General features: G+C 70.2%; 25 protein-coding genes and 1 tRNA gene. 10 read left to right on the forward strand and 16 right to left on the reverse strand.

Annotation, left to right across the window (positions count from 1 at the left end; all coding sequences use genetic code 11):
* The first annotated feature begins 184 nt into the window (after positions 1-184).
* The 3 genes from katG (at position 185) to PQS31_RS02210 (ending at position 3687) form a co-directional block, all read left to right on the forward strand.
* Positions 185-2437 carry a catalase/peroxidase HPI gene (katG, locus tag PQS31_RS02200; protein WP_272761043.1) on the forward strand — a complete coding sequence of 751 codons (2253 nt, stop codon included), beginning with the start codon at positions 185-187 and terminating at the stop codon, positions 2435-2437.
* 303 nt (positions 2438-2740) lie between these two features.
* On the forward strand, positions 2741-2968 hold the full coding sequence (locus PQS31_RS02205; protein ID WP_272761044.1) for a hypothetical protein: 228 nt from the start codon (positions 2741-2743) through the stop codon (positions 2966-2968).
* Positions 2935-3687 carry an SDR family NAD(P)-dependent oxidoreductase gene (locus PQS31_RS02210; RefSeq protein WP_272761045.1) on the forward strand — a complete coding sequence of 251 codons (753 nt, stop codon included), beginning with the start codon at positions 2935-2937 and terminating at the stop codon, positions 3685-3687. Before PQS31_RS02205 ends, PQS31_RS02210 begins: the two co-directional genes overlap by 34 nt.
* Positions 3688-3694: 7 nt before the next feature.
* Here the strand turns inward: PQS31_RS02210 and PQS31_RS02215 are convergent, their stop codons facing one another.
* From PQS31_RS02215 to ffh, 8 genes are all read right to left on the reverse strand, one after another.
* On the reverse strand, positions 3695-4093 hold the full coding sequence (locus PQS31_RS02215; RefSeq protein ID WP_272761046.1) for an RNA-binding S4 domain-containing protein: 399 nt from the start codon (positions 4091-4093) through the stop codon (positions 3695-3697).
* A 244-nt stretch (positions 4094-4337) separates the two neighbouring features.
* Positions 4338-4808, reverse strand: a complete 471-nt coding sequence (gene rplS / locus PQS31_RS02220; RefSeq protein WP_272761047.1) for a 50S ribosomal protein L19 — start codon at positions 4806-4808, stop codon at positions 4338-4340.
* A 144-nt stretch (positions 4809-4952) separates the two neighbouring features.
* Complete coding sequence (trmD, locus tag PQS31_RS02225; RefSeq protein ID WP_272761439.1) at positions 4953-5720, reverse strand: tRNA (guanosine(37)-N1)-methyltransferase TrmD; 768 nt, start codon at positions 5718-5720, stop codon at positions 4953-4955.
* Positions 5721-5821: 101 nt separating this feature from the next.
* On the reverse strand, positions 5822-6349 hold the full coding sequence (rimM, locus tag PQS31_RS02230; protein ID WP_272761048.1) for a ribosome maturation factor RimM: 528 nt from the start codon (positions 6347-6349) through the stop codon (positions 5822-5824).
* Positions 6350-6386: 37 nt separating this feature from the next.
* Entirely contained in the window at positions 6387-6647 is a 261-nt protein-coding gene (rpsP, locus tag PQS31_RS02235; RefSeq protein ID WP_096208921.1) for a 30S ribosomal protein S16, read from the reverse strand.
* A gap of 91 nt (positions 6648-6738) precedes the next feature.
* Positions 6739-7560 carry an aminotransferase class IV gene (locus PQS31_RS02240; protein WP_272761049.1) on the reverse strand — a complete coding sequence of 274 codons (822 nt, stop codon included), beginning with the start codon at positions 7558-7560 and terminating at the stop codon, positions 6739-6741.
* Positions 7557-8627 carry a nitronate monooxygenase gene (locus PQS31_RS02245; protein ID WP_272761050.1) on the reverse strand — a complete coding sequence of 357 codons (1071 nt, stop codon included), beginning with the start codon at positions 8625-8627 and terminating at the stop codon, positions 7557-7559. Before PQS31_RS02245 ends, PQS31_RS02240 begins: the two co-directional genes overlap by 4 nt.
* 148 nt (positions 8628-8775) lie before the next feature.
* Positions 8776-10146 (reverse strand): signal recognition particle protein, encoded by a 1371-nt coding sequence (ffh, locus tag PQS31_RS02250; protein WP_272761051.1) that lies wholly within the window; start codon positions 10144-10146, stop codon positions 8776-8778.
* A 124-nt stretch (positions 10147-10270) separates the two neighbouring features.
* On the opposite strand from ffh, the gene ccsA reads away from it, so the two are divergent.
* The 6 genes from ccsA (at position 10271) to PQS31_RS02280 (ending at position 16706) form a co-directional block, all read left to right on the forward strand.
* On the forward strand, positions 10271-11059 hold the full coding sequence (gene ccsA, locus PQS31_RS02255) for a cytochrome c biogenesis protein CcsA (protein WP_272761052.1): 789 nt from the start codon (positions 10271-10273) through the stop codon (positions 11057-11059).
* Between the two features lie 25 nt (positions 11060-11084).
* Complete coding sequence (locus PQS31_RS02260; protein WP_272761053.1) at positions 11085-11603, forward strand: hypothetical protein; 519 nt, start codon at positions 11085-11087, stop codon at positions 11601-11603.
* A gap of 290 nt (positions 11604-11893) precedes the next feature.
* Positions 11894-12352 (forward strand): MarR family transcriptional regulator, encoded by a 459-nt coding sequence (locus PQS31_RS02265; protein WP_272761054.1) that lies wholly within the window; start codon positions 11894-11896, stop codon positions 12350-12352.
* Positions 12353-12402: 50 nt separating this feature from the next.
* Positions 12403-13857 (forward strand): efflux transporter outer membrane subunit, encoded by a 1455-nt coding sequence (locus PQS31_RS02270; protein WP_336314319.1) that lies wholly within the window; start codon positions 12403-12405, stop codon positions 13855-13857.
* On the forward strand, positions 13854-15050 hold the full coding sequence (locus PQS31_RS02275; RefSeq protein WP_272761056.1) for an efflux RND transporter periplasmic adaptor subunit: 1197 nt from the start codon (positions 13854-13856) through the stop codon (positions 15048-15050). The genes PQS31_RS02270 and PQS31_RS02275 overlap by 4 nt, the downstream gene beginning before the upstream one ends.
* A gap of 81 nt (positions 15051-15131) precedes the next feature.
* Complete coding sequence (locus PQS31_RS02280; RefSeq protein WP_272761057.1) at positions 15132-16706, forward strand: DHA2 family efflux MFS transporter permease subunit; 1575 nt, start codon at positions 15132-15134, stop codon at positions 16704-16706.
* Positions 16707-16721: 15 nt separating this feature from the next.
* Here the strand turns inward: PQS31_RS02280 and PQS31_RS02285 are convergent, their stop codons facing one another.
* The 3 genes from PQS31_RS02285 to radA all read right to left on the reverse strand — a co-directional run bounded on the left by PQS31_RS02285 (position 16722) and on the right by radA (position 19408).
* Positions 16722-17339, reverse strand: a complete 618-nt coding sequence (locus PQS31_RS02285; RefSeq protein ID WP_272761058.1) for a hypothetical protein — start codon at positions 17337-17339, stop codon at positions 16722-16724.
* Between the two features lie 93 nt (positions 17340-17432).
* Complete coding sequence (locus PQS31_RS02290; protein WP_272761059.1) at positions 17433-18005, reverse strand: hypothetical protein; 573 nt, start codon at positions 18003-18005, stop codon at positions 17433-17435.
* A 26-nt stretch (positions 18006-18031) separates the two neighbouring features.
* The gene (gene radA / locus PQS31_RS02295; protein ID WP_272761060.1) at positions 18032-19408 is read right to left on the reverse strand and encodes a DNA repair protein RadA; all 1377 of its coding nucleotides are present in this window, start codon (positions 19406-19408) and stop codon (positions 18032-18034) included.
* A 208-nt stretch (positions 19409-19616) separates the two neighbouring features.
* Here radA and PQS31_RS02300 point away from each other — a divergent pair, with 208 nt between their 5' ends.
* Positions 19617-20627 carry a glycerophosphodiester phosphodiesterase family protein gene (locus PQS31_RS02300; protein ID WP_272761440.1) on the forward strand — a complete coding sequence of 337 codons (1011 nt, stop codon included), beginning with the start codon at positions 19617-19619 and terminating at the stop codon, positions 20625-20627.
* Positions 20628-20826: 199 nt separating this feature from the next.
* Here the strand turns inward: PQS31_RS02300 and PQS31_RS02305 are convergent.
* From PQS31_RS02305 to PQS31_RS02325, 5 genes are all read right to left on the reverse strand, one after another.
* Positions 20827-20902: transfer RNA gene (locus tag PQS31_RS02305), tRNA-Thr, on the reverse strand.
* A gap of 36 nt (positions 20903-20938) precedes the next feature.
* Complete coding sequence (gene ispH, locus PQS31_RS02310; RefSeq protein ID WP_272761061.1) at positions 20939-21889, reverse strand: 4-hydroxy-3-methylbut-2-enyl diphosphate reductase; 951 nt, start codon at positions 21887-21889, stop codon at positions 20939-20941.
* A gap of 69 nt (positions 21890-21958) precedes the next feature.
* The gene (locus PQS31_RS02315) at positions 21959-22228 is read right to left on the reverse strand and encodes a hypothetical protein (protein ID WP_272761062.1); all 270 of its coding nucleotides are present in this window, start codon (positions 22226-22228) and stop codon (positions 21959-21961) included.
* The gene (locus tag PQS31_RS02320) at positions 22225-23781 is read right to left on the reverse strand and encodes a PepSY-associated TM helix domain-containing protein (RefSeq protein WP_272761063.1); all 1557 of its coding nucleotides are present in this window, start codon (positions 23779-23781) and stop codon (positions 22225-22227) included. Before PQS31_RS02320 ends, PQS31_RS02315 begins: the two co-directional genes overlap by 4 nt.
* A gap of 22 nt (positions 23782-23803) precedes the next feature.
* Complete coding sequence (locus PQS31_RS02325) at positions 23804-24133, reverse strand: DUF3649 domain-containing protein (RefSeq protein WP_272761064.1); 330 nt, start codon at positions 24131-24133, stop codon at positions 23804-23806.
* Between the last annotated feature and the right edge of the window lies 1 nt (position 24134).

The following is a 24134-nucleotide window of genomic DNA, read 5'->3' on the forward strand; positions in this document are numbered from 1 at the left end:
TATCGAATAGACGGGAACAATCGATTTCACCGGAAGCAATGGCTGCGCCTACTCTGGCTCGGTCGCGGGAGGTCATCGCATCCCGTCCGGACGCGCCGCGGACGCGGTGTCCGGACGGCCCGCGCCTCGCCGTCATCCGTCCGGCCCCGTCCGGACCGCCGCCATCCACCGGGAGAATCACGCCATGTCGACCGAAGCCAAATGCCCTTTCCATGCCACCGCCGGTGGCGGCACCTCCAATCGGGACTGGTGGCCGCAGCAACTGCGTCTCGATCTGCTGAACCAGCATTCCAGCCGCTCGAATCCGCTGGGCGAGGATTTCGATTACGCCGCCGAGTTCGCCAAGCTCGATTACGAAGGTCTCAAGCGCGATCTCGCCGCGCTGATGACCGATTCCCAGGATTGGTGGCCGGCCGACTTCGGTCACTACGGCGGCCTGTTCGTGCGCATGGCCTGGCACAGCGCCGGCACCTACCGCATCGGTGACGGGCGCGGCGGCGGCGGGCGCGGCCAGCAGCGCTTCGCGCCCCTCAACAGCTGGCCCGACAACGTCAGTCTGGACAAGGCGCGCCGCCTGCTGTGGCCGATCAAGCGCAAGTACGGGCGTGCGATCTCGTGGGCGGACCTGATGATCCTCACCGGCAACGTCGCGCTGGAGACGATGGGCTTCAAGACCTTCGGCTTCGCCGGCGGCCGTGAGGACACCTGGGAGCCGGACCTCGACGTGTACTGGGGCCGCGAGACCACGTGGCTGGGCGGCGACGTGCGTTACGCGCACGGCTCGCACGGCGTCCCCAAGCACGGCGACGACGGCGTGCTGGTGTCCGACGACGATGCCGATGGCGACGTGCATTCGCGCAAACTCGAAAATCCGCTCGCCGCGGTGCAGATGGGCCTGATCTACGTCAATCCGGAAGGCCCGGACGGAAACCCCGATCCGCTGCTGGCCGCGCGCGACATCCGCGACACCTTCGGCCGCATGGCCATGGACGATGAGGAAACGGTCGCGCTGATCGCCGGCGGCCACAGCTTCGGCAAGACCCATGGCGCCGCGCCGTCGGAGCACGTCGGCGACGAACCCGAGGCCGACCAACTCGAAGCCCAGGGCTTCGGCTGGCACAACAGTTACGGCACCGGCAAAGGGCCGGACACGATCACCAGCGGCCTCGAGGTGACCTGGACCAAGACGCCGGCGCGGTGGAGCAACGACTTCTTCGAGCACCTGTTCGGGTTCGAATGGGAACTGTCGAAGAGTCCCGCCGGTGCCCACCAGTGGGTGGCCAAAGATGCCGACGCGGTGATTCCCGACGCCTACGACCCGGCCAAGCGACATCGCCCGACGATGTTGACCACCGATCTCGCGCTGCGCGTGGACCCGGCCTACGAAAAGATCTCGCGCCGCTTCCTGGAACATCCCGACCAGTTCGCCGACGCGTTCGCCCGCGCCTGGTTCAAGCTCACGCACCGCGACATGGGCCCGCGCGCACGTTATCTCGGCCCCGAAGTGCCCGACGACGTGCTGATCTGGCAGGATCCGGTGCCGCCGGTCGAGCACCCGTTGATCGACGACGCCGATGCCGCGTCGCTGAAGCAGGCGATCCTCGCCAGCGGCCTGTCGGTGTCCGAACTGGTGTCCACCGCGTGGGCGTCGGCGTCCACGTTCCGCGGCGGCGACAAGCGCGGCGGCGCGAACGGTGCGCGCATCCGGCTCGCGCCGCAGAAGGACTGGGCGGTCAACAATCCGCCGCAGCTGGCGAAGGTGCTGACCGCGCTGGAGCAGGTACAGGACGACTTCAACGGCAAGGCCGCGGGCGGCAAGCAGGTGTCGTTGGCGGACCTGATCGTGCTCGGCGGCGCGGCGGCGGTGGAGAAGGCAGCGCAGGACGCCGGCGTGCAGGTCACCGTGCCGTTCTCGCCGGGCCGAAGTGACGCATCGCAGGCGCAGACCGATGTGGAGTCCTTCGCGGCGCTGGAACCCTGGGCCGACGGCTTCCGCAACTACGCCAAGGGCGAATCGGCGGTGCCGCTGGAGCATCTGCTGGTCGACCGTGCGCAGTTGCTGACGCTGACCGCGCCCGAGATGACCGCACTCGTCGGCGGCCTGCGCGTACTCGGCGCCAACCACGACCGCACGCGGCATGGCGTGTTCACCGATCGTCCCGGTGTATTGAGCAACGACTTCTTCGTGAACCTGCTCGACATGGGCGTGGCCTGGACACCGACCTCGGACGCGCGCGTCGCCTTCGAGGGACGCGATCGCCGCAGCGGTGCACCGAGGTGGACCGGCACGCGGGTCGATCTGGTGTTCGGCTCGAACTCGGTGCTGCGCGCCCTGGCCGAGGTCTACGCCGCCGACGACGCGCAGGACAAGTTCGTGCACGACTTCGTCGCCGCGTGGACGAAGGTGATGAACCTGGACCGCTACGACCTGCGCTGAGCGCTGCCCGAGGTCACCCGCGGGGCGATGGAACGCCGGACGCCGATGCCCCGCATCGGCGTCCTCGTTTGCGGCCGCCGCGCGGCGGGCGGATGCCGCATGAGGCGACACGATTCCTCCATTGCAGGTCGCGTGATCGCACCGCGGCGATGGCGTCCGACCGGTCGCAGCGGCGCGGCCTGTATCAGCAATTCCGCTTCGCGTGGGACGTCGCGCGCGCCGCAGGACCGCAGCGCGTGTGCGCATGAAGCGGCCCTCCGGCCGCCGTACACTCGATGCCTGTTCCGCCGCGGATCCCGCCCGATGCAGTTCGATCTCCGCAGGCGTCGCCTGCTCCAGGCCTGTACGCTGGCGGCGCTCGCGAGCGCCCTGCCCGGCTACGCGCGTACGCGGGCACTCGATGCGACCACCACGGCCGAACAGGCCACCGCCGGCCTCGACCTGCGCGGCCGCACCATCGTCGTCACCGGCTGCACCCGGGCATCGGCCAGGAGACCATGCGCGTACTCGCGCTGCGCGGCGCGCACGTGATCGGCACGGCGCGCTCGCGGGCTTCGGGTGAGGCCGCGTGCGCCGCCGTGCGGGGCCGCGCGACGCCGGTCGTGCTGGATCTGGCCGATTTCGACTCGGTCGTCGCGGCGAGCGCCGCCGTCCGCGCGCTCGACGTGCCGATCGACGCCCTGGTGTGCAACGCCGGCGTGGTGCTGGGCGATCTCGAACAGGTGCGCGGTCTCGAGAAGACCTTCGTCGTCAACCATCTCGGCCACTACCTGCTCGTGCGTCGCCTGCTCGATCGCGTGACCGCCGCACCACACGGCCGCGTGGTCGTGCTCGGCAGCGGCGACGAGCGCAATGCGCCGCGGGGCGGCATCCAGTTCGACGATCTCTCCGGTGCGAGCTGGGACGCGCGCTACGCCCATTCGAAACTCGCGAACGGCCTGTTTTCACTCGAACTGTCGCGCCGTCTGTCCGGCACGCGCGCCACCTCCAACTGCGTCTCGCCCGGCCACACGCGCAGCCGCATCCTGCGCAATGTCGGCAACCGCTACCGCAGTGATGCGCGCAGCGTGCAACAGGGCGCGGCGACGCCCTGCTGGCTGGCGGCGGCGCCCGCGGCCGCCGGCGTGAACGGCGGCTTCTTCCGGGACTTCGCGCCGGCCCCACAGAGCGACATGCAGCGCGATACCGCCATGGCCGCCCGCCTGTGGAGCGTGTCCGAATCGCTGGTGCGCGACTGGCTCCCGGGCTGACCGACGCTCAGAGCGCGTCGATGTCCCCCAGCGCGCGGATCAGCTTCCGCGCGCGCTTGTCGGGCTTGTGCTCCGGCGCCTGGTAGCCCGCACGCGCGGCGCGCACGTCGGCCAGCCGGGCCAGACGCGCGGCGCGCGATGCTTCGGTTTCGCTGTAGAGCGTCTGCGCGACGCTCGCCGGGCCACGCGTCTCGGACAGCCCGGTCACCGCGATCTCGAAGCGTTCCTCGCCGCGCGCCACACGGAGCGCATCGCCGATGCGGATGGCCCGCGCCGGCTTGGCCCGCTGGCCGCCCACCTCGACCTTGCCGGTGTCGATGGCCTGCTTGGCCAGCGCCCGGGTCTTGAAGAAGCGCGCGGCCCAGAGCCAGAGATCGAGGCGTACGGTGTGAAGCGGTTCGGTCATGGCGTCCTGCGCCGCGAGGCATGAGGTGGCGACGGCAACGCACGCCCCGCGGGCGGCGCTGTGCCGGAGAGCAGCGTAAGGGCCGTCGACGGTGCGAGGACTCAACGCGTATCGAAGCGGGCGCGATTCCGGCACACGACGGCAGCATCTCCGCGCCGGCTCGCCCGTGCATCACGAGGCACTGCGCGGATGAAACGCAAACGGCCGCCTTGCGGCGGCCGTCGTGCGACATCGGACGCGGCGATTATTCGGCCGCAGCGGCCGACTTCGCGGCCGCGGCCGCTTCGGTCTTCGCAGCCGCGTCGGCGGCGCGGTCGGCGCGGGCCTTCTCGTTCTTGGCCTTCGCACCGGCCGACAGGTCTTCCTTGATGCGCGCCTTCTTGCCTTCCAGGCCACGCAGGTAGTACAGCTTGCCGGCGCGCACCTTGCCGCGACGCTTGACCTCGACCGACTCGATCGTCGCGCTGTGGCTCTGGAACACGCGCTCGACGCCGAAGCCGTGCGAGATCTTGCGCACGGTGAACGCGGAGTTCAGGCCGGCGTTCTTCTTGCCGATGACCACACCCTCATAGGCCTGGACGCGCTCACGGTTGCCTTCCTTGACCTTGACGTTGACGACGACGGTGTCGCCGGGGCCGAAGTCGGGAAGCTGGCGCGCGGTCTGGGCGCTTTCGAAGTCCTGCAGCAGGGTGTTCAGGGAGGGCTTGGTGGTCATGGTCTAGGCCTGTTGGTGTCGTTGTAGGCGTGGTGCACGTGGACGCACGCTCTGGCTCGGCGAGCTCTTCGGCTCGGGTGAAACGGGTTAGCCGCGCATTATAGCCGCAGCGATCCGGCGAATGCCAGCACCGGCCGGACCCGATCAGGCGGCCGGGGTACCGCCGGGGTCGGCACCGTTGGCCGACCGCCAGTCGGCCAGCAGCCGTCGGTCCGCCTTGCCGAGCGTCGACTCGTCGATGAGGTCCGGGCGCCGCTCCAGCGTGCGCACCAACGCCTGCTGACGCCGCCACTTCGCGATTTCGGCGTGATTGCCCGACAGCAGCACCTCGGGCACCTGCCCCAGCGCATGCGACACGGGCCGGGTGTAGTGCGGGCAATCGAGCAGGCCGTCGCCCTCGAAGCTGTCCTGCACGGCCGATTCTGCGTCGCCAAGCGCCCCGTCCTGCAGCCGGGCGACGGCGTCCAGCACCACCGCGGCCGCCAGTTCGCCGCCCGAAAGCACGTAGTCGCCGATCGACAGCTCCTCGTCGACCTCGGCCTGCAGCAGGCGCTCGTCGATGCCCTCGTAGCGGCCGCACAGCAGGATCAGCCGCGGCAACGCGGCGAGCTCGCGCACCCTGGCCTGGGTGAGGCGCTGTCCCTGCGGGCTCATGTAGATCACCCGCGCCGGCGCCGGATCGGCCGCGCGCGCGGCGGTGAGCGTCGCGCGCAGCGGGTCGATCAGCATCACCATGCCCGGGCCGCCGCCGAACGGTCGGTCGTCGACCCGGCGGTAATTGCCTTCGGCGTAATCGCGCGGATTCCAGGCCTGCAACGTCACCAGCCCGCGCTCACGCGCCCGGCCCACGACCCCGACATCGGCCGCCTGGGTGATGAACTCGGGAAACAGACTGACGACGTCGAAACGGATCGGGCCGGGGTTCGGAATTCGGGATTGGGGATTCGGCAATGCGTCCGACCTCATGACTGCTTCTCCCAATCCCGAATCCTGAATCCCCACTGCCGGGCTTCTCAGAACTCCGGATCCCAGTCCACCGTCACCAGCGCCGCTTCGAAATCGATCGAGACGATGTAGTCCGGCAGCACGAAGGGAATCATGCGTTCGCGATCGCCCTGGGCGACCAGCACGTCGTTGGCGCCGGTCGAGAACAGGTGCGAGACGACACCGAAATCGACGCCTTCGACATTGCGCACGCGCAGGCCTTCGAGGTCCACCCAGTAGTACTCGCCGGGCCTCGGCGGCGGCAGTGCGTCGCGTGGCACGAAGACATCGAGCCCCCGCGCGGCCTCGGCGGCATCCCGATCGTCGATGCCCGGCACCGTCGCGACGACGCCCTTCGGCGTTTCACGCCCCTTCGCGCCTTCGCATTCGCGCTCGACGCCGCGCGCGTCGCGCAGCACCCAGGGCTGGTAACGGAAGATCGCGCTGCGCGGCTCGGTGAAGGATTCGAGTTTCACTTCGCCACGCACACCGAACGCGCCATGGACCTTCCCCACCTGGATCATCCGGCGGGAGGGCTGGCGCGTCGGGTCGTTCATGAGAACAGCGGCCGCACGCGAAGGCGCGGCCCCGGGGTCAGGCGGCGGTGGCCGCAGCCTTGCCCGCTTCCTTGTACAGGCCGCGGACCTTGTCGGTCATCTGCGCGCCATTCTTCACCCAATGGTCGACACGGGCGGTGTCCAGCACCACGCGCTGCTCGCCACCGGTGGCGACGGGGTTGTAGTAACCCACGCGCTCGATGTTGCGGCCGTCGCGCGCGCTGCGCGAGTCGGTCACGATGATGTGGTAGAACGGACGCTTCTTGGCGCCGCCGCGCGTCAGACGGATCTTGACCATTGCTTTGCTTCCTGTGTTGCCCAGTCGCCAGGGTGGCGAGGTAAGCCGGCGATTATAGCGGAAATCCGCATCTGCTCGGCAAGCGGCCCGCTCAGGGCCCGAGCGGGTCCCAGGGCACGGCCGCCAGAATGGCCTGCAGTGCCGCCGGTACGCCCGGATCGTTCGCGAACGCCCGCCCGTCGACCGACGCCAACGGCCACAGGCCGCTGCTGTTGCAGGCGAACGCCGATCGGAACGTCGGACACGCCTCGAGCCGGACCGGCGACACACGCTGGGCCAGTCCGGCGGCCTCGAGACCCGCACGCAGCAGGCCTTCGGTGACGCCCCGCAACGCATCACCGTCCGGCCAGACGATCCCGCCCTCGCTATCGACGAAGCCGAGATTCCACAGGGCGCCTTCGGTCACGTGGTCCGCAGGATCGACCAGCAGCGCGTCGTCGAAACCCGCGGCGCGCGCAGCCCGGCGCGCGTGCAACAGCGGCAGAGTCGCCAGGTGCTTGAGGTGCGCCAGCGGACGCACGTAGCGGCAGCTCTGCAGGCGTTGCGGCGCCACCGGCGCAGCGCGCGGTGGCGACAGCGCGACCAGCAGCACCACGTCGGCGGCGTCGCCCCGCTCCACCGCAGCGAAGTCCGGCGCCGCGACCGAGACACGCAGGGTCGCGTCGTCGATCCCGGCCGCATTCAGCGCTGCTGCGAGTTCGCGCCGGATGCGCGCAGCGGGCAGCACGTGGCCGAAGAGTTCGAGATTGGCCGCCTGGAGCCGCGCGAGATGGCGCCCGAGGCCCTGCACGGCGCCGCCGCGCACCTGCATCGTGGACAGATGGCCGTAGTTGGCCTGCAGCGCCGACAACAGCGCGACGTCGGCAGGTCGACCGTCGATCCACAGGCGGGTGTTCGATGCCGACCGGTTCACAGCCAGGCCTCCGCCGCGCGCCACCAGCCGGCGACGAGTTCGGCCGCAGGCCGGGCTTGCGCACAGGCGGCCGACTGCCCGGCCCAGGCCTGCATGGCATCGATGCGGTCGTCGCGCACCGCTGCGGCGCGCATCGCTGCGGTCAATCCACGCTGCACCGGATACGGCTGCGCCGGCGGTGCATCCGGGGCGTCCGCGGCGCGCACGTAGGCCGTCACCAGTGCGCGGCCCGGGCGGCCGCTGAAGGCACGGGTCAGCACCGTCTGCTCGGGCGCCGTGTGCACGAGTGCATCGGCCCACGCCGATGGAAGGCCGGCCTCGGGCGTACGCAGAAAGGCGGTCCCCATCTGCACGGCGCTCGCGCCCAGCGCGAACGCCGCCGCGATGCCCCGCCCGTCCGCGATGCCGCCGGCGGCGATCACCGGCACGCGCAGGGCATCGGCCAGACGCGGCAGCAGCGAAAACAGGCCGACCGCTCGCGCTTCGGCGCTGGCGGCATCGAAGGCGCCGCGATGCCCGCCCGCTTCGAACCCCTGCGCAACGACCGCGTCGGCCCCCGCCGCTTCGGCGGCGAGCGCCTCGTCGAGCGTCGTCGCACAGGCGAACCAGGCGATGCCCGCGCGCTTGAGCCGGGCGACGAACGGCGCCGGAAACACCCCCATGATCGACGAGGCGACGGCCGGCCGGGCGGCGAGCAGCGCCGCGCATTGCGCATCGAAATCGGCCGGCATCGCATCACCCGCGTCGGCCGCCACGTCCGGCCCCCACTGCGCGAGAAACGCACGCGTCGCCGCTTCGGCGGAGGCATCGCGCGCTGGCGCGGGATCCGGCACCCACAGATTGATCTGGGCGGGTCCGCCGCCAGCGGCGCGCAGATCGTCCATCCACGCGCCGATGTCATGGGGCGGCGACAGCACCGCGCCCATCGCACCCATGCCACCGGCCTCGATCACCGCACGCGACAGCGCGACGGGGCATGCGCCTGCCATCGGCGACAGCAGCACCGGTCGCTGCAGCCCGAAGCGCGCACAGAATGCGTCGCTGCGCTGGCGGGCTGCGGACGTCATGCGTGACGTGCCTGCTCGACGCCCGTTGCCGACGCGGGAAAACGGCGCGTGGCGGAGCGCCGGAAGCCCAGGGTGCATGCCGCAGGTGAGCCACTCGCGCGCTGCACGCACGTCACCTGGCCAGCGCAGCCGGGCATGGCGCAGGCACTCAGCGGAACGGCATGCGGCCCATGCCGCCCATCATGCCCTGCAGCCCGCGCATCATGCCCTTCATGCCGCCGCGGGCCATCTTGCCCATCATCTTTTCCATCTGCATGTACTGCTTCATCAGCTTGTTGACGTCGGACGGCGTGGTGCCCGAACCGGCGGCGATGCGTGCGCGGCGCGAGCCGTTGAGCAGGTTCGGGTTGCGCCGTTCCTTCTTGGTCATCGAGTTGATGATCGCGATCATCCGCGGCACTTCCTTGCCCTGGCTGACCTGCTGCTTGAGATGCTCGGGCACGTTGCCGAGGCCGGGCAGCTTCTCCATCAAACTGCCGATGCCGCCCATGTTCTGCATCTGTTCGAGCTGGTCGCGCATGTCGTTGAGGTCGAACTTCTTGCCCTTGGCGACCTTCTCGGCGAGCTTCTGCGCCTTGTCCTTGTCGACCTGGCCTTCGACCTGCTCGACCAGCGACAGCACGTCGCCCATGTCGAGGATGCGGCCGGCGACGCGCTCGGGGTGGAAGACGTCGAGGCCGTCGACCTTCTCGCCGGTGCCGACGAACTTGATCGGCTTGCCGGTGATGTAGCGCACCGACAGCGCCGCGCCGCCGCGGGCGTCGCCGTCGGTCTTGGTCAGCACCACGCCGGTCAGCGGCAGCGCCTCGCCGAAGGCCTTGGCCGTGTTGGCCGCGTCTTGGCCGGTCATCGAGTCGACCACGAACAGCGTTTCGACCGGATTGACCGCGGCATGCAGCGCCTTGATCTCGTCCATCATCGCTTCGTCGATCGCGAGACGGCCGGCCGTGTCGACCAGCAGCACGTCGATGAAGGATTTCCTGGCATCGGCGATCGCCGCGCGCACGATGTCGACCGGCTGCTGCGAGGACTCGGACGGGAAGAAGCTCACGTCGACCTGCTGCGCCAGCGTCCTGAGCTGTTCGATCGCGGCCGGACGATAGACGTCGGCCGACACCACCATGACCTTCTTCTTGCGCTTTTCCTTCAGCAGCTTGGCGAGCTTGCCGACCGTCGTGGTCTTGCCCGCGCCCTGCAGGCCGGCCATCAGGATGACCGCCGGCGCCGGCACGTTGAGGTTGAGCTCGGTCGCCTGCGCGCCCATGACCGCGGTCAGCTCGTCGCGCACGACCTTGATCAGCGCCTGGCCCGGCGTCAGCGATTTCAGCACTTCCTGACCGACCGCCCGCACCTTGATGCGTTCGATCAGCGCCTGCACCACCGGCAGCGCGACATCGGCCTCGAGCAGCGCGATGCGAACCTCGCGGGTGGCCTCGCGGATGTTCTCCTCGGTCAGGCGACCGCGGCCACGCAGGCGTTCCATGGTGCCGGACAGACGCTGGGTCAGGGACTCGAACATGCGACAACTCGATGCGGCGGAATACGGCCGGCGATTATAGCCGGCGCCGTCGCCGGCACCGGGGCGTGCCAGCCCGCGCCACGGGGCGCTGCCCGGCATGCGCGCGGCATGCGACACTGCCACGATGACAATCGTTCTCATTGCAGCCCTGCTCTATCTGCTGGCGGCCGCGGCGCTGGTGCGCGGCGTGGCACGCGAGCCCAGGCCCGGCAACGCCTGGTGGGCCGGGCCCGCGCTCGGCGCCGTGGCGCTGCATGCCACCGCCCATGTGCTGGTCTGGCGCGACGTGGGCGCGGAACTGCATTTCTTCGCCGCGCTGTCCCTGGTGGGCCTGGGTATGGCGATGCTGACGGCGCTCTACGACGTGCGCGGCCGCATGGCGGCGCTGGGCGTGATCGTGTTTCCGATCGCTGCACTGACCCTGCTCGGGTACGGGCAGTCCACGCACGCCGCATCCGACACCCTCGACTGGCGCCTGCACCTGCATGCCTGGTTCGCGCTGCTGGCCTATGCCGCGCTGGCCGTCGCCGCCGTGCTCGCATTGATGCTGTGGGCCCAGGAACGCGCGCTGCGCCGACGCGAGTTCCACCGCTGGCTGCGCGCACTGCCGCCGTTGACCGAACTCGAATCGCTGCTGTTCCGCACGATCTGGGTCGGCTTCGCGCTCCTCACGGCCACGCTGGTCACGGGCGTGTTGTTCGTCGAGGACTTCTTCGCCCAGCACCTGATGCACAAGACCGTGCTCAGCGTGCTGTCGTGGCTGGCCTTCGGCGCCCTGCTGTTCGGCCGCTGGCGCCACGGCTGGCGCGGCACCCGCGCGGTCGGCTGGACGCTGGCCGCGATGGCGCTGCTGGTGCTGGCGTTCTTCGGCAGCAAGTTCGTGCTGGAACTGGTGCTGCGGCGGACGGGCTGACGCACCTCGAGAAGGGAGCCACCACATGCGCACATGGATGTCCGCGCTCGCACTGCTCGCCGCACTGCCCCCCAAGATTGCGGCGGGCGAGACACCCTCGCCCATCGTCGGCCATATCGAGTTCCTCTGGAGCGCGCCGGTGACCGGCTCGGGCGCGCGTCCGGTTGCACTGGGCCTGCTGACCCGCCCGGAGGCACCGCATCTGGCCTGCTGGAAGACACGGGATTTTCCGCAGCGCGCGGTCGAGGTGCGGTTGGAGCTCGATGACGATGGCGGACGCCATGCGCTGTGGACGGGCACCGAACATGGCGCGTCGAGGTTCGTCCGCTGTGACGCGATCGATCTCGCAGCGCTGGGCGTGGCGCCGGGAATGCGTCGCGTCACGCTGCGCTTCGACGGCCGCGTCGCTGCGGCAATCGTGATGGACGTGGCCGAACGGCTGGAATCGTCTGGATTCGTGCAGGGCGACCGCATGTTCGTCGACGGACGCACCGACTCTCCGGAGGAACTTGCGGCGGCCGACTACGCCGGACGTTTCATGTGAGTGCTGACATTCGATTCCGATGGCCGGGTGATCGATGTGTCGACCGAGGTGGCCGAAGGACTCGCTGCCACCCGCCTGCGCGCTGCCGGCAGCGCCGCGGCCCGCCTCTACCCGATCGGCCGGACCCTTCGAAACCCGAGCGCCAGTTGCGCCGGCCCTGCGAAATCAAGGCATCGGACCGGCGACCCGTCGGCTTTTCTGAACCGAAGCCTTCCGCCTACCCCGCAATCCATTTGCCGCAACAATACTTGCCTTGACAACAATTGCGGAGGCGAGGAACATGCGCCGCCATGGACACCTCTCGCGCCTGCGCCTCCTCCAGCGGCTCATCGCTGGGCCTGCTGTTCCGGCAGGTCCGTGACGCGATGTGGGCGCGGATGGCCGACGAGCTGTCGAAGGCCGGCCACGACCTGAGCTTCAGCCAGTACATCACGCTGAAAAAACTGGCCGCCGGCACCACCAGCGCGACCGATCTGGCGCGCGCTGCCGAGCTCAACCCCGGCGCGATGACGCGGCTGATCGACAAGCTGATCGAACGCGGCCTGGTCGAGCGACACGCCGATCCCGGTGACCGCCGCGTGGTGCGCATCCGTCTCAGCGACCAGGGCGAGGCGATCTGGCGCGACATCGACCAGTGCGGCAACCGCGTGCGCGAGCGCGCGATGTCGGGCATGGACGACGACCAGCGCCTGCAGTTCATTCGCGTTCTCGAACAGGTCCGCGACAACCTCTCCTTCCCGGGACAGTGACCATGTCTTCTTCCACGACACGCGCCCCGCGACGGGCGCCGGCTGCGGCGTTGCCGTTTGTCACCCTGCTCGCGTCCGCGCTGCTTCTGGCCGGTTGCGCCAGCAGCCGCGGCCTCGCGCCGCAATTGACGACCACCGATGCCGACACGCTCGCGACCGGGCGCAGCCTCGCCGCCGAACCGCTGAGCGCCGCCGACTTTCCGCGCAGTGACTGGTGGACCGCGTTCGGCGATCCGCAGCTCGACGCGCTGATAGACGAGGCGCTGCGCGACAGCCCGACGCTGGCCGCCGCCGACGCCCGCGCCCGCAGCGCGCAGGCGCAGGCCGGTCTGGCCGATGCGCAGCGCACGCCGACGCTCGGCGCCAGCGCGCGACTCAGCGGAGTGCAGCTGCCCGAGACCATTGCGCCAGAGCCGCTCGGCGGCGATTTCAAGGCCAGCGGCATCCTGACGTTGAATTTCGCGTGGGCGCCCGATCTGTGGGGCGGTCAGCGCGCCGCCTTCGAAGCAGCCGCCGGTCAGGCCCGCGCGGCCGAAGTCGATGCGCAGGCTGCGCGGCTGACGCTGTCGTCCAATGTCGCACGCAGCTACATCGCACTCGCGCAGGCCTTCGATGCGCAGGACGTCGCGACGCGCGAGGCCGCGCGCGCGACGCGTCTGCGCGATCTCGCCCGCCAGCGTGTCGACGCCGGCGTCGACAACCAGCTGCAGTTGCGCAATTCCGATGCCGCGATCGGCATCGCACGCCAGCAGGCGCAGGCCGCGCAGCAGCAGATCGACACGCTGCGCAACGCGCTGGCGGCGCTGCTGGGCAAGGGCCCGGACCGCGGCCTCGACATCGCGCGCCCACAGCTGTTGCAGGCACCCGCGCCGCAGGTGCCGGCGGTGCTGCCGAGCGAACTGCTGGGCCATCGCGCCGATGTCGTCGCCGCGCGCTGGCGCGTGGAAGCCGCGTCGCGCGGCGTCGATGCCGCCAAGGCCGCGTTCAAGCCCAGCGTCAATCTGAGCGCGCTGGTCGGTCTGGCCGCCGGCAACCTGTCGGACCTGTTCGGCAGCGAGGCGCTGCTCGGCGTCGGCGGGCCTGCGATCAGTCTGCCGATCTTCGACGGCGGCCGCTTGCGCGCCGGCCTGTCGCAGCGCGATGCCGACTACGACCTCGCCGTCGCCAGCTACAACCAGGCCCTGGTGCAGTCGCTGCGCGAGGTCACCGACGCCTTGCAGGCGGCGCGTGCACTGGACGCGCAGATCGACACCGTGAGCGGCGCACTCGACGCCGCGCGGCAGGCGTTCGCACTGGCTGATACACGCTACGACGCCGGCATCGGCAACCAGCTCGACGTGCTCGCCGCGCAACGGCCGCTGTTCCAGCTCGAACAGCAGCTCGCGACGCTGCGCGCGCAGCGCCTGTCCGCCGTGGTCGATCTCGACCGCACGCTCGGTGGCGGCCTCGCGCCGACCGCACCCACCTCCCTCACGCAGACCCACGCCGGGGCGACCACGCCATGACTTCCGAACAGACCTCCTCCGCCGCCACGCCCGCGCCGAAGACCGGCACGCGTCGTCGCGCGCTTCTCGTTCTCGCCGCCGTCGCCCTGCTCGCCGGCGTCGGCTGGGCCGCGTGGTACCTGCTGGTCGCGCGCTGGCACCAGGACACCGACGATGCCTACGTGCAGGGCAATGTCGTCAGCATCGTGCCGCAAACGACGGGCACGGTGGTGTCGATCGACGCCGACGACGGCATGCGGGTCGAGGCCGGCCAGGCGCTGGTGCATCTGGACCCGAACGATGCGCAGGTGGCCTTTGATCAGGCCGTCGCCAACCTCGCCGGCACCGTGCGCCAGGTGCGCGGGCTCTACAGCAGCGTCGAGTCCGGCCAGGCCGACCTCGCCGCGCGCCAGGTCGCCGTGCGCCAGGCGCGCGAGGATGTGAAGCGTCGCGAAGGACTGGTCGCCAGCGGCGCGGTGTCACGCGAGGAGCTCGCCCACGCACGCGATGTCCTGGCCGCCGCCGAGGCCGCGCTGTCCGCATCCCAGGGTCAACTCTCGCGCAGCCGCGCCCTGGTCGATGCGACCGAGGTCGCCAGCCAGCCGCAGGTGCAGGCCGCCGCCGGCCAGTTGCGTCAGGCCTGGCTCAACCTGCAGCGCATGGCGATCGTCGCGCCGGTGTCCGGCTATGTCGCCAAGCGCGACGTGCAGCTGGGCGAGCGCGTGCAGCCCGGCGCTGCGCTGATGACGATCGTGCCGCTCGAACAGGTGTGGGTGGAAGCGAACTTCAAGGAAACGCAGCTGACGGACATGCGCATCGGCCAGCCGGTCGAGGTGCACGCCGACCTCTACGGCAGCGACGTGCGCTACGACGGACGCGTCGCGAGCCTCGGCATGGGCACCGGCAGCGCGTTCTCGCTGCTGCCGGCGCAGAACGCGAGCGGCAACTGGATCAAGATCGTGCAGCGCGTGCCGGTGCGGATCGAGCTCGATCCGAAGCAGGTCGTCGAACACCCGCTGCGGCTGGGTCTGTCGATGCACGTCGACGTGACGGTGCGCGACCAGGACGGGCCGGTGCTCGCGAGCGTCGAGACCGGACGCGCCGCGCCGCTGCTCGCGACCGATGCCTACGCCGCGCAGCTCGCCGACGCCGACGCACTGATCGCGCGCACGATCGAGCAGAACCTGCCTTCGGGCGCCCGCGCCCGCCAATGACGCGCGGCGGCAACAGCGCCGCGTTTCGCTGACTCCTGCGCGTCGCCCCGCGCCGCGCACCCACCGGCCCCGGATTCCTCCATGTCCACGACCACCGCCGACGCGTCGGGTGCGCCAGCCCCGGCCGCGCCACCTGCGTTCCGTCCGCCGAACCTGGCGCTGACGACGATCGGCCTTGCGCTGGCGTCGTTCATGCAGGTGCTCGACATCACGATCGCCAACGTGTCGTTGCCGACGATCGCCGGCAATCTCGGCGCGAGCGCCAACCAGGCGACGTGGGTGATCACCTCGTTCGCGGTCAGCAACGCGATCGCATTGCCGCTCACCGGCTACATGACCCGGCGCTTCGGCGAACGCAGGTTGTTCGTCTGGGCCACGTTCGCGTTCGTGCTCGCGTCGCTGCTGTGCGGGCTCGCATCGAGCATGGGCTTCCTGGTCGCCGCGCGCGCCATCCAGGGCTTCGTCGCCGGCCCGATGTATCCGGTCACCCAGGCGCTGCTGATCTCGATCTATCCACCGGCCAAACGCGGACAAGCCATCGCGCTGCTCGCGATGGTCACCGTGGTCGCGCCGATCTGCGGGCCCATCCTCGGCGGCTGGATCACCGACAACTACAGCTGGGAATGGATCTTCTTCATCAACGTGCCGATCGGCATCTTCGCCAGCCTCGTCGTCGCCAGCCAGCTGCGGGGCCGCCCGGAGAGACTCGAAACGCCGAAGATGGACTACGTCGGCCTGATCACCCTGATCATCGGCGTCGGCGCGCTGCAGACGGTGCTCGATCTGGGCAACGAGGAAGACTGGTTCGAGTCGACGAAGATCGTCTGGCTGTCGATCGTTTCGGTGCTGGGGCTGGCGGTGTTCCTGATCTGGGAACTCACGGAGAAGGACCCGATCGTCAACCTGCGCCTGTTCCGGCACCGCAATTTCGCGTCCGGCACGATCGCGATGGTGCTCGGCTATTCGGCGTTCTTTGCCGTCGGCCTGCTGATTCCGCTGTGGCTGCAGCGCAATCTCGGCTACACGCCGATCTGGGCGGGCTTCGCGACCGCACCGATCGGCATCCTGCCGGTGCTGCTCACGCCGCTGGTCGGCAAGTACGCGACGCGCTTCGACCTGCGCATCCTCGCCAGTTTCGCCTTCATGGTGATGGCCTTCACCAGCTTCCTGCGCTCGGGCTTCAACCTCGACGTCGACTTCCAACACGTGGCGATGGTGCAGTTGTGGATGGGCCTGGGCGTGGCGCTGTTCTTCATGCCGGTGCTGACGATTCTGCTGTCCGACCTGGAGCCGCACGAGATCGCCGCGGGCTCGGGCCTGGCCACGTTCTGCCGCACGCTCGGCGGCAGTTTCGCCGCATCACTGACGACCTGGGCCTGGAACCAGCGCAGCACCATCCATCATGCGCAGCTCACCGAGCACATCCCGGCACACGACCCCGCCATGCAGCAGACGGTCACCGCGCTCGGCAACGGGGATCTGCAACGCGGCGCGATGCTGCTCGAGCAGATGATCGCGCAGCAGGCCACGCAGATCGGCTTCAACGAGATCTTCCACCTGCTCGGCATCCTGTTCCTGGTGGTGATCGCGTTCGTGTGGATGGCGAAACCTCCGTTCACGGCCAAGGCGGGCGGCGCGGCGGCAGGCGGGCATTGAGCCGACGAGCCAGGCCTACGGCGCGGGCGCCGGCAACCGGATCTCGAACCGTGACAGGGCGGACAGCGTGGCGATGTCCTGAGGGCGGCGCGTCTTGAGATCCACCAGGAACGCGCGCGCCGCGTCGCCATAGCCTCGGCGGCTGATGCCGACCATCGTCGTGCCCTGCCCGCCCGGTCCGCGGCGATAGCGGTAGGCGTTCCATTCGACGATGACGCCTGACGCGTCCGATGCCGACAGCAGGAAATCGAGCAGCACCTCGTCGCCGGCCTCGTTGACCAGCACCTCGACGTTGGCCACCGGGTCGCTGGCCTTGCGGGCCTCGATCTGCTCGATCATGGCGCGCGCCGTCTGCGCGAGATCGGCACCGAACGGCCGCACGTCGATCAGCAGCATGCTGTCGTAGCGCTCGACGCGTTGACCGGCCGGCACGTACTCCTGCTTGTAAAGGTCGGGCGATGGATTGCTGACCCATTGCAGCACGAAGTCCGTGTCGCCGAAACGGATCGGGCCGGGAACGCCGATGCGATCGGAAGCATCGGCCGCGACAGCCGCGATCGGCGCCAGCAGCAAGGCCAGCCAGCACACCGCGGCGCCGAAACCGGGCATGAAGCGTCGTGGAAACCTGTGCATCTGCTGCGTCCTTGATCCGCGCGGCGACGTGCCGCTCCGACAGCCTGCACGATCCCACGAACGGCCGGCATCGGAACCTGCCGCATCCGCGCGTCAGGCGGCCGTCGAGGCGATTCCGACGAGCAGCCCGAGGCCGGCACCGCCGAGCACTTCGGGCAACGTGTGCCGCGCCATCCGCAGCCGTGCCCATCCGAGCAGCGGCAATGCCGCCAACGCGACCGAGGCCGCGGCCGGCCACAGCGCCCACGCGGCGACGCCAGCGAATGCCAGGCTGGCCATGTGCAGCGACAGCTTGATCCAGCGGTTGGCGATGCCGGCCACGCACAGCATCGCGACCGCGGCGAGCACGCCGCTGGAGGTCGCCGACGCGCGGCCGCCCATCCACAGCCAGTAGACCGCGGCGACCAGCAGCGCGAGTGCGTACAGCAGCGGCCGCTCCTGACGACGCGACGCGTCCACCGTTTCCCAATGGCCGCCGCGCCGCCGCTGCCAGATGAAGACCGACACGATCGCGATCGCGACGCCGATTCCCAGCGCGGTACGCGGCAGCGATGCGGGATCCAGGCGCCATGCCGCCAGCAGCGCGAGCGTCGCCAGCACGATGAAGGGATGCAGGACGATGGAGACGACGCGCGCGGCGGCCATCGTGGTGGGCGTAAACGACATCGCCCGATGGTAGCCGCCGCGCGCGGTCAGAGGTGTTCCAGCGCTTCGGCCAAGCGCTCGACGCCAATGACCTCCATGCCCTTGAAGCTGCCGGTCTTGGGCGCGTTCGCCCTGGCGACGATCGCGCGCCTGAAACCGTGGGTCGCCGCTTCGCGCAGGCGCTCCTCGCCGTTGGGCACCGGGCGGATCTCGCCGCTGAGTCCGACCTCGCCGAACGCGATCGTCTTGTCCGGCAACGGCGCATCGCGCAGCGACGACAGCACCGACAGCAGCACCGGCAGATCGGCCGCGGTTTCCTGCACGCGGATGCCGCCGACGACGTTGACGAACACGTCCTGGTCGCCGGTCATGATGCCGCCGTGGCGATGCAGCACGGCCAAGAGCATCGCCAGGCGATTGCCTTCCATGCCGACCGCGACGCGGCGCGGATTCGACAGCGGCGAGGCATCCACCAGCGCCTGCACTTCCACCAGCAACGGCCGAGTGCCCTCGCGCGTGACCATCACGCAACTGCCCGGCTGCGGCGTGCTGCCGCCGGACAGGAAGATCGCCGACGGGTTGGGCACTTCCTTGAGACCCTTGTCGCCCATCGCGAACACGCCCAGTTCGTTGACCGCGCCGAAGCGGTTCTTGAACGCACGCATCACCCGGAAGCGGCTGCCGCTGTCGCCTTCGAAATACAGCACCGCATCGACCATGTGCTCGAGCACGCGCGGGCCGGCGATACCGCCTTCCTTGGTCACGTGGCCGACCAGGAACACCGCGGTGCCGGTTTCCTTGGCGTAGCGCACCAGGCGCGCCGCGGTCTCGCGGACCTGGCTCACCGAGCCGGGCGCCGCGGTCAGGGATTCGGTCCAGAGGGTCTGGATCGAGTCGGCGATGATCAGCTTCGGCCGCAGTTCCGAGGCGTGCTGCAGGATGCGCTCGATGCCGGTTTCGGCCAGCGCGTGCAGGCCGTCCAGCGACAGCCCGAGGCGCACGGCGCGCCCGGCCACCTGTGCCAGCGATTCCTCGCCGGTGACGTACAGGCCCGGCAGCGTGCCGGCCATCTGCGCCAGCGCCTGCAGCAGCAGCGTCGACTTACCGATGCCCGGATCGCCGCCGACCAGCACGACGGCGCCTTCCACCAGGCCGCCGCCGAGCACCCGGTCGAACTCGCCGATGCCGGTCGACACGCGCACGTCCTCGCCCTGCTGCACGTCCTTGAGCGCCATGACCTTGGGCGCGTCGATCTTGCCCGCCCAGCCGCTGCGCCGCGATGCGGGCGACTTCGCCGCCGCTGCGCTTTCCAGCACGATCTCGGCGATCGTGTCCCAGGCGCCGCAGGCACTGCACTGCCCCTGCCACTTGTTGAAATCCGCGCCGCATTCACTGCAGACGTATGCCGTCCTTGCCCTGGCCATCGAAGTATCCGTCGTGCATCAGCCGTCACTCTAGCCGCCCCCCGTCTCGACACGCGAGACCGCTGTCATCGGGTCGACACCGCATCACTGCATCGTCGAGGGTCCGCCGCCCGGATCGCCCACCATGCGTGCCACGATGCTGCTCCCGCTGCTGGCGCTCGCCGCCTGCGCCAGCTCGCCCCGGCCGCCGGCCGTTGCTGGAGACGCCATGCCCGATGTCGACCGTCCCCTGCTCATCGCCCACCGCGGCGCGAGCGCGGTCATGCCCGAGCACACGCTGGCCGCGTACGCGCGCGCGATCGACGACGGCGCCGATGCCATCGAACCGGATCTGGTGAGCACCCGCGACGGCGTACTCGTGGCCAGGCACGAGAACGAGATCGGCAACACCACCGATGTCGCCGCGCATCCGGCATTCGCCGCCCGCCGCACCCGCAGGCAGATCGACGGCGAATGGGTCGAGGGCTGGTTCACCGAAGACTTCACCCTCGCCGAACTCAAGACCCTGCGCGCGCGTGAACCGCGCCCCGCCTTGCGATCCACCGCCCACGACGGGCAGTTCGAGGTGCCCACGCTGGACGAGATCATCGCGCTGGCCGCCGACGCCGCCGCACGCACCGGGCGCGCGATCGCCCTGGTGCCCGAGCTCAAGCATCCCGGCTACTTCCGCGCGATCGGCCTGCCGATGGAAGAGCGGCTGCTGGCCGCGCTCGCGGCGCATCCCTACACCCGGCGCGCACCGGTGATCATCCAGTCGTTCGAAACCGCCAACCTGCGCGCACTGCGTCCGCGGCTCGGCACCCTGCCCAACGTGCGACTGCTGCAACTGCTGGGCGATCCGCGCAGCCGGCCCGTCGATCCAGCCGCCGACGACGCCCCGACCTACGGCGCGATGATGCAGCCCGAAGGCCTGCGCACCATCGCCGCCTATGCGGAACTGATCGGTCCGCCGTTCCAGGTACTCCAGCTCCAACGCGGCCGCGACGGCCGCCTGCGCAGCCCGCTGATCGACGCCGCCCATGCGGCCGGCCTGCAGGTCATGCCCTACACCTTCCGCCCCGAGAACACCTATCTACCCGCGGAGTACCGAAACGGCGACGACACGGCCCGACACGATGCCGGCTCGATCCGCCATATCCGCGACCATGTCGACGCCGGCATCGACGGCCTGTTCGCCGACGACCCCGCGGTGGCGCGGCGGGCGCTGGAGGGCGAGTGATCGGAGGCACACCTGCTACCGTTCGCTTCGCGCGTACGCTCTCGTACCCCATCGCCACACAGGGATGATCGTGCTCGAAGCGACGCCTGCATGTGCCTCGGCACATGCGCCGGCGGCGGCGCGTCGTGGCACCGATCCTTGATCCAGCACACGCACAAAAAAGGCCACGCCCGTCGGGCGCAGCCTTTCTTTTGCAGCGTGGTGCCGGAAATAGGAATCGAACCTACGACCTACGCATTACGAATGCGCCGCTCTACCAACTGAGCTATTCCGGCTTGGGACGCGAATTCTAGGGAGCGCAGGCCCTGCGGTCAATCGACCAGCTGCAGGCGCAATTCGCGCGGCAGGGCGAAGACCATGTTCTCCGGCTCGCCGGCCAGTTCACGCACGCTGCCTGCGCCGAGCTCGCGCAGGCGCGTCAGCACGCCCTGCACCAGCACGTCGGGCGCCGAGGCGCCGGCGGTCACGCCGATGTGCTGGCGGCCTTCGACCCAGCGCGGGTCGATCTCGTCGGCGCCGTCGATCAGATGCGCCTCCACGCCGTCGCGCTCGGCCAGCTCGCGCAGGCGGTTGGAGTTGGAGCTGTTGGGCGAGCCGACGACGAGGACCAGGTCGCAAACCTTCGCGAGGTCACGCACCGCGTCCTGGCGGTTCTGGGTGGCGTAGCAGATGTCGTCGTTCTTCGGCCCCTGCAGCGCGGGAAACTTGGCGCGCAGTGCGGCGATGACGCCGCGGGTGTCGTCCACCGACAACGTGGTCTGGGTGGTGTAGGCCAGATTGTCCGGCTGGCCGACGACCAGCGCGGCCACGTCGGCCTCGTCCTCGACCAGGTAGATCGCGCCGCTACCCGCCTCCGCGCGCCACTGGCCCATCGTGCCCTCGACCTCGGGGTGACCGGCATGGCCGATCAGCACCACGTCGCGGCCGGCGCGGCAATGACGGGCAACTTCGAAGTGCACCTTGGTCACCAGCGGACAGGTCGCGTCGAACACCTTGAGACCGCGGCGGTCGGCCTCCTCGCGCACCGCCTGCGAGACGCCGTGCGCACTGAAGATCACGGTCACGCCATCGGGCACCTCGTCGAGTTCCTCGACGAAGATCGCGCCCCGGCGCTTGAGGTCCTCGACCACGAAGCGGTTGTGCACCACCTCGTGACGCACGTAGATCGGCGCACCGAGCGTCTCGATCGCGCGTTTGACGATCTCGATCGCACGGTCGACGCCGGCGCAGAAGCCGCGGGGATTGGCGAGCACGATATCCATGCCGCGCAGTTTACCCGCACCGCCGCCAACGCCGGCGGAACACCGCGGCCGCTCGCGGCCCCTCCATGTTTATCCCCGGCGGCCGCGCGGGCGCGCACCCGGCTGGCCCAGCGCACGCACGATCGCAACCAGCAGGGCCGAAAGCATCAGCACCGCGGCCCAGAACACCGGCCCCTGCTCGATGCCGATGGCGGCCACGAAGCAGACCAGGCTGGCCGTGACGCCGGCCACGGCCAGCCCGCGCAGCGCGCGGCGCCGCGGGCGCGCCGTGTCCGGCGGCATCGCCGCCGCCAGGGCCCACCACGCAGCGAGGAGCAGCACGACGCCCAGCGGGATCATGCGATCTCTCCGGCGCGCGCCATGCGGCCCGGTGACGCCGCAGGGGCCGCACGTGCCACAGCGGCGCTCCGGCCGGCCGCGCGGGTCAGCAGGGCGAAACCGAGCGCAAACCCCATCGCGACGAGGTCCACCGCGGCCAAGGCCCATTCACCGCGGGCCAGGGTGACGCCGAGGTGGCTGTCGGACGCGGTGGCCGCGTTGACCAGCGGAATCGCCGCCATCGCGATGGCGGTCGCGAGGAACAGATCGCGCCAGCCGTGGCCCACGCGGTCACGTGCGGCGCCCCAGGCCGCCGCCAGCGCCCAGACCGTACAGAAGACGGCGATCTCGGCCGAGGCCCGGTTCTCGATCGCGGCCGGCAACAGGCGGTTGGCCAGCAGCATGGACGCACAGGCCAGCGGCATGCCGGCGACCACGCCGACATTGAGCGCGCGCACCAGGCCGTGCCCCGACACCAGGCCCGCCGTGGCGCAGCGCTGGGCGCGCTTGCGCACCCACACCTGCATGCCGGTGGCCAGCATCACGCAGCCGGCCAGGCCCAGCACGAAGTACAGCCAGCGCAGCGGCGCGCCGCCGAACTGCGCCATGTGCAGCCCGCCGAGAAACGCATAGGCGGTGTAACCCGCCGTCGCCGGCGTTGACTGGTGCACGAACGCACCCGTGGCCGCGTCGTAGTGCACCTGCTGCATGTCCCAGGCCACGCGGCGCGAATGGTCGGTGCCGAACGCGATCAGTGCGCTGCCGTCGGCCGGATGGTGGATCGAGGCCCAGTCCACCGGCACGCCCATGCGGCGTTCGGCGTCGGCCACCAGCGCATCGACGGAATGGCGCGAGGTCAGCGGTGTGCCCGTTTCCTCACGCTCGTAGAACCCGCCCGCGTCGGCGAAGAACGCTTCGGTATCGCCGCCGTAGGCCGCCTGCGTGCCGCCGACGATGTAGCTGGCCGCGAAAATGGCGACGCCGGTGTAGGCGATCATCACGTGGAACGGCAGCCCCAGCACGCCGGCCAGATTGTGTCCGTCGAGCCAGGCGCGCTGCCCGCCGCCGCGCCAGCGCAGCATGAAGAAGTCCTTGAAGATCTTCTTGTGCGTGATCACTCCGGCCACCAGCGCGACCAGCATCATCATGCCGAGCAGTCCCACCGCGTACATGCCCCACAGCCCTGCGTGCAGGTCGTAATGCAGGCGGAAGAAGAACTGGCCGCCGGCGGTTCCGGGAATCGCCGCGCCGTCGCGCGGGTCGAGCAGCACCGCGCCTTCGCTGCCGTCGTCGTTGAACCAGAATGCCTCGACACCGCGCTTGCGGGCGCTGGAGACGTGCGCCCACCACACATGGGCGTCGGGCGCCTCGGCCTCGACGCGCTCGAACGCGGCGTCGAAGCGCGTGGGCTGCGGACCGGCGAGATCGTGCAATGCCGGGCGCATCCAGTCGTCGAGTTCGCGGTCGAAGCAGGCAAGCGTGCCGCCGACGAAGATCACGAACAGCAACCAGCCCGACAGCAGGCCGGCCCAGGTGTGCAGCCAGGCCATCGCCTGGCGCAGCGAGTTCTTCATGCGTGTGGTCTCCGGATGCGGTTCACGGTCGCACCGCCTGCGCCGACAGCAGCGACGCGGCGGCCAGCAGCACAAGCGTCAGCAGCGGCACCGCGATGGCGGCGCGCGCCCAGTGCCGCGCGCCGAAGGTGTACACCGCCGCGACGACCCACACCGGAAACGCGAGCAACATGCCGGTGATCACCCGGTCCGCGCGCGCGAACGGCAGGGCCGACGCCGCGAGGGCGGAAAACGCATGGGCGAGCGCATAGCCGCCGACCACGGCGACCAGCGTGCGCAGCACCACCTCCGCGGCATGCCGCCAGCGTCCGCGGTCGGCGGCGGGGCGGCGTGTCGGCGTGTGCGCGGTCATC

Origin of the sequence: Luteimonas sp. BLCC-B24, assembly GCF_028550595.1 — a bacterium.
Classification (GTDB): Bacteria; Pseudomonadota; Gammaproteobacteria; order Xanthomonadales; family Xanthomonadaceae; genus Luteimonas.

Coding starts and splice junctions, on each gene's coding strand:
- katG (WP_272761043.1), top strand. CDS start 185: ATGTCGACCGAAGCCAAATGCCCTTTCCATGCCACCGCCGGTGGCGGC.
- PQS31_RS02205 (WP_272761044.1), top strand. CDS start 2,741: ATGCAGTTCGATCTCCGCAGGCGTCGCCTGCTCCAGGCCTGTACGCTG.
- PQS31_RS02210 (WP_272761045.1), top strand. CDS start 2,935: ATGCGCGTACTCGCGCTGCGCGGCGCGCACGTGATCGGCACGGCGCGC.
- PQS31_RS02215 (WP_272761046.1), bottom strand. CDS start 4,093: ATGACCGAACCGCTTCACACCGTACGCCTCGATCTCTGGCTCTGGGCC.
- rplS (WP_272761047.1), bottom strand. CDS start 4,808: ATGACCACCAAGCCCTCCCTGAACACCCTGCTGCAGGACTTCGAAAGC.
- rimM (WP_272761048.1), bottom strand. CDS start 6,349: ATGAACGACCCGACGCGCCAGCCCTCCCGCCGGATGATCCAGGTGGGG.
- rpsP (WP_096208921.1), bottom strand. CDS start 6,647: ATGGTCAAGATCCGTCTGACGCGCGGCGGCGCCAAGAAGCGTCCGTTC.
- PQS31_RS02245 (WP_272761050.1), bottom strand. CDS start 8,627: ATGACGTCCGCAGCCCGCCAGCGCAGCGACGCATTCTGTGCGCGCTTC.
- ffh (WP_272761051.1), bottom strand. CDS start 10,146: ATGTTCGAGTCCCTGACCCAGCGTCTGTCCGGCACCATGGAACGCCTG.
- ccsA (WP_272761052.1), top strand. CDS start 10,271: ATGACAATCGTTCTCATTGCAGCCCTGCTCTATCTGCTGGCGGCCGCG.
- PQS31_RS02260 (WP_272761053.1), top strand. CDS start 11,085: ATGCGCACATGGATGTCCGCGCTCGCACTGCTCGCCGCACTGCCCCCC.
- PQS31_RS02265 (WP_272761054.1), top strand. CDS start 11,894: ATGGACACCTCTCGCGCCTGCGCCTCCTCCAGCGGCTCATCGCTGGGC.
- PQS31_RS02275 (WP_272761056.1), top strand. CDS start 13,854: ATGACTTCCGAACAGACCTCCTCCGCCGCCACGCCCGCGCCGAAGACC.
- PQS31_RS02280 (WP_272761057.1), top strand. CDS start 15,132: ATGTCCACGACCACCGCCGACGCGTCGGGTGCGCCAGCCCCGGCCGCG.
- PQS31_RS02285 (WP_272761058.1), bottom strand. CDS start 17,339: ATGCACAGGTTTCCACGACGCTTCATGCCCGGTTTCGGCGCCGCGGTG.
- PQS31_RS02290 (WP_272761059.1), bottom strand. CDS start 18,005: ATGTCGTTTACGCCCACCACGATGGCCGCCGCGCGCGTCGTCTCCATC.
- radA (WP_272761060.1), bottom strand. CDS start 19,408: ATGGCCAGGGCAAGGACGGCATACGTCTGCAGTGAATGCGGCGCGGAT.
- PQS31_RS02300 (WP_272761440.1), top strand. CDS start 19,617: ATGCCCGATGTCGACCGTCCCCTGCTCATCGCCCACCGCGGCGCGAGC.
- ispH (WP_272761061.1), bottom strand. CDS start 21,889: ATGGATATCGTGCTCGCCAATCCCCGCGGCTTCTGCGCCGGCGTCGAC.
- PQS31_RS02315 (WP_272761062.1), bottom strand. CDS start 22,228: ATGATCCCGCTGGGCGTCGTGCTGCTCCTCGCTGCGTGGTGGGCCCTG.
- PQS31_RS02320 (WP_272761063.1), bottom strand. CDS start 23,781: ATGAAGAACTCGCTGCGCCAGGCGATGGCCTGGCTGCACACCTGGGCC.
- PQS31_RS02325 (WP_272761064.1), bottom strand. CDS start 24,133: ATGACCGCGCACACGCCGACACGCCGCCCCGCCGCCGACCGCGGACGC.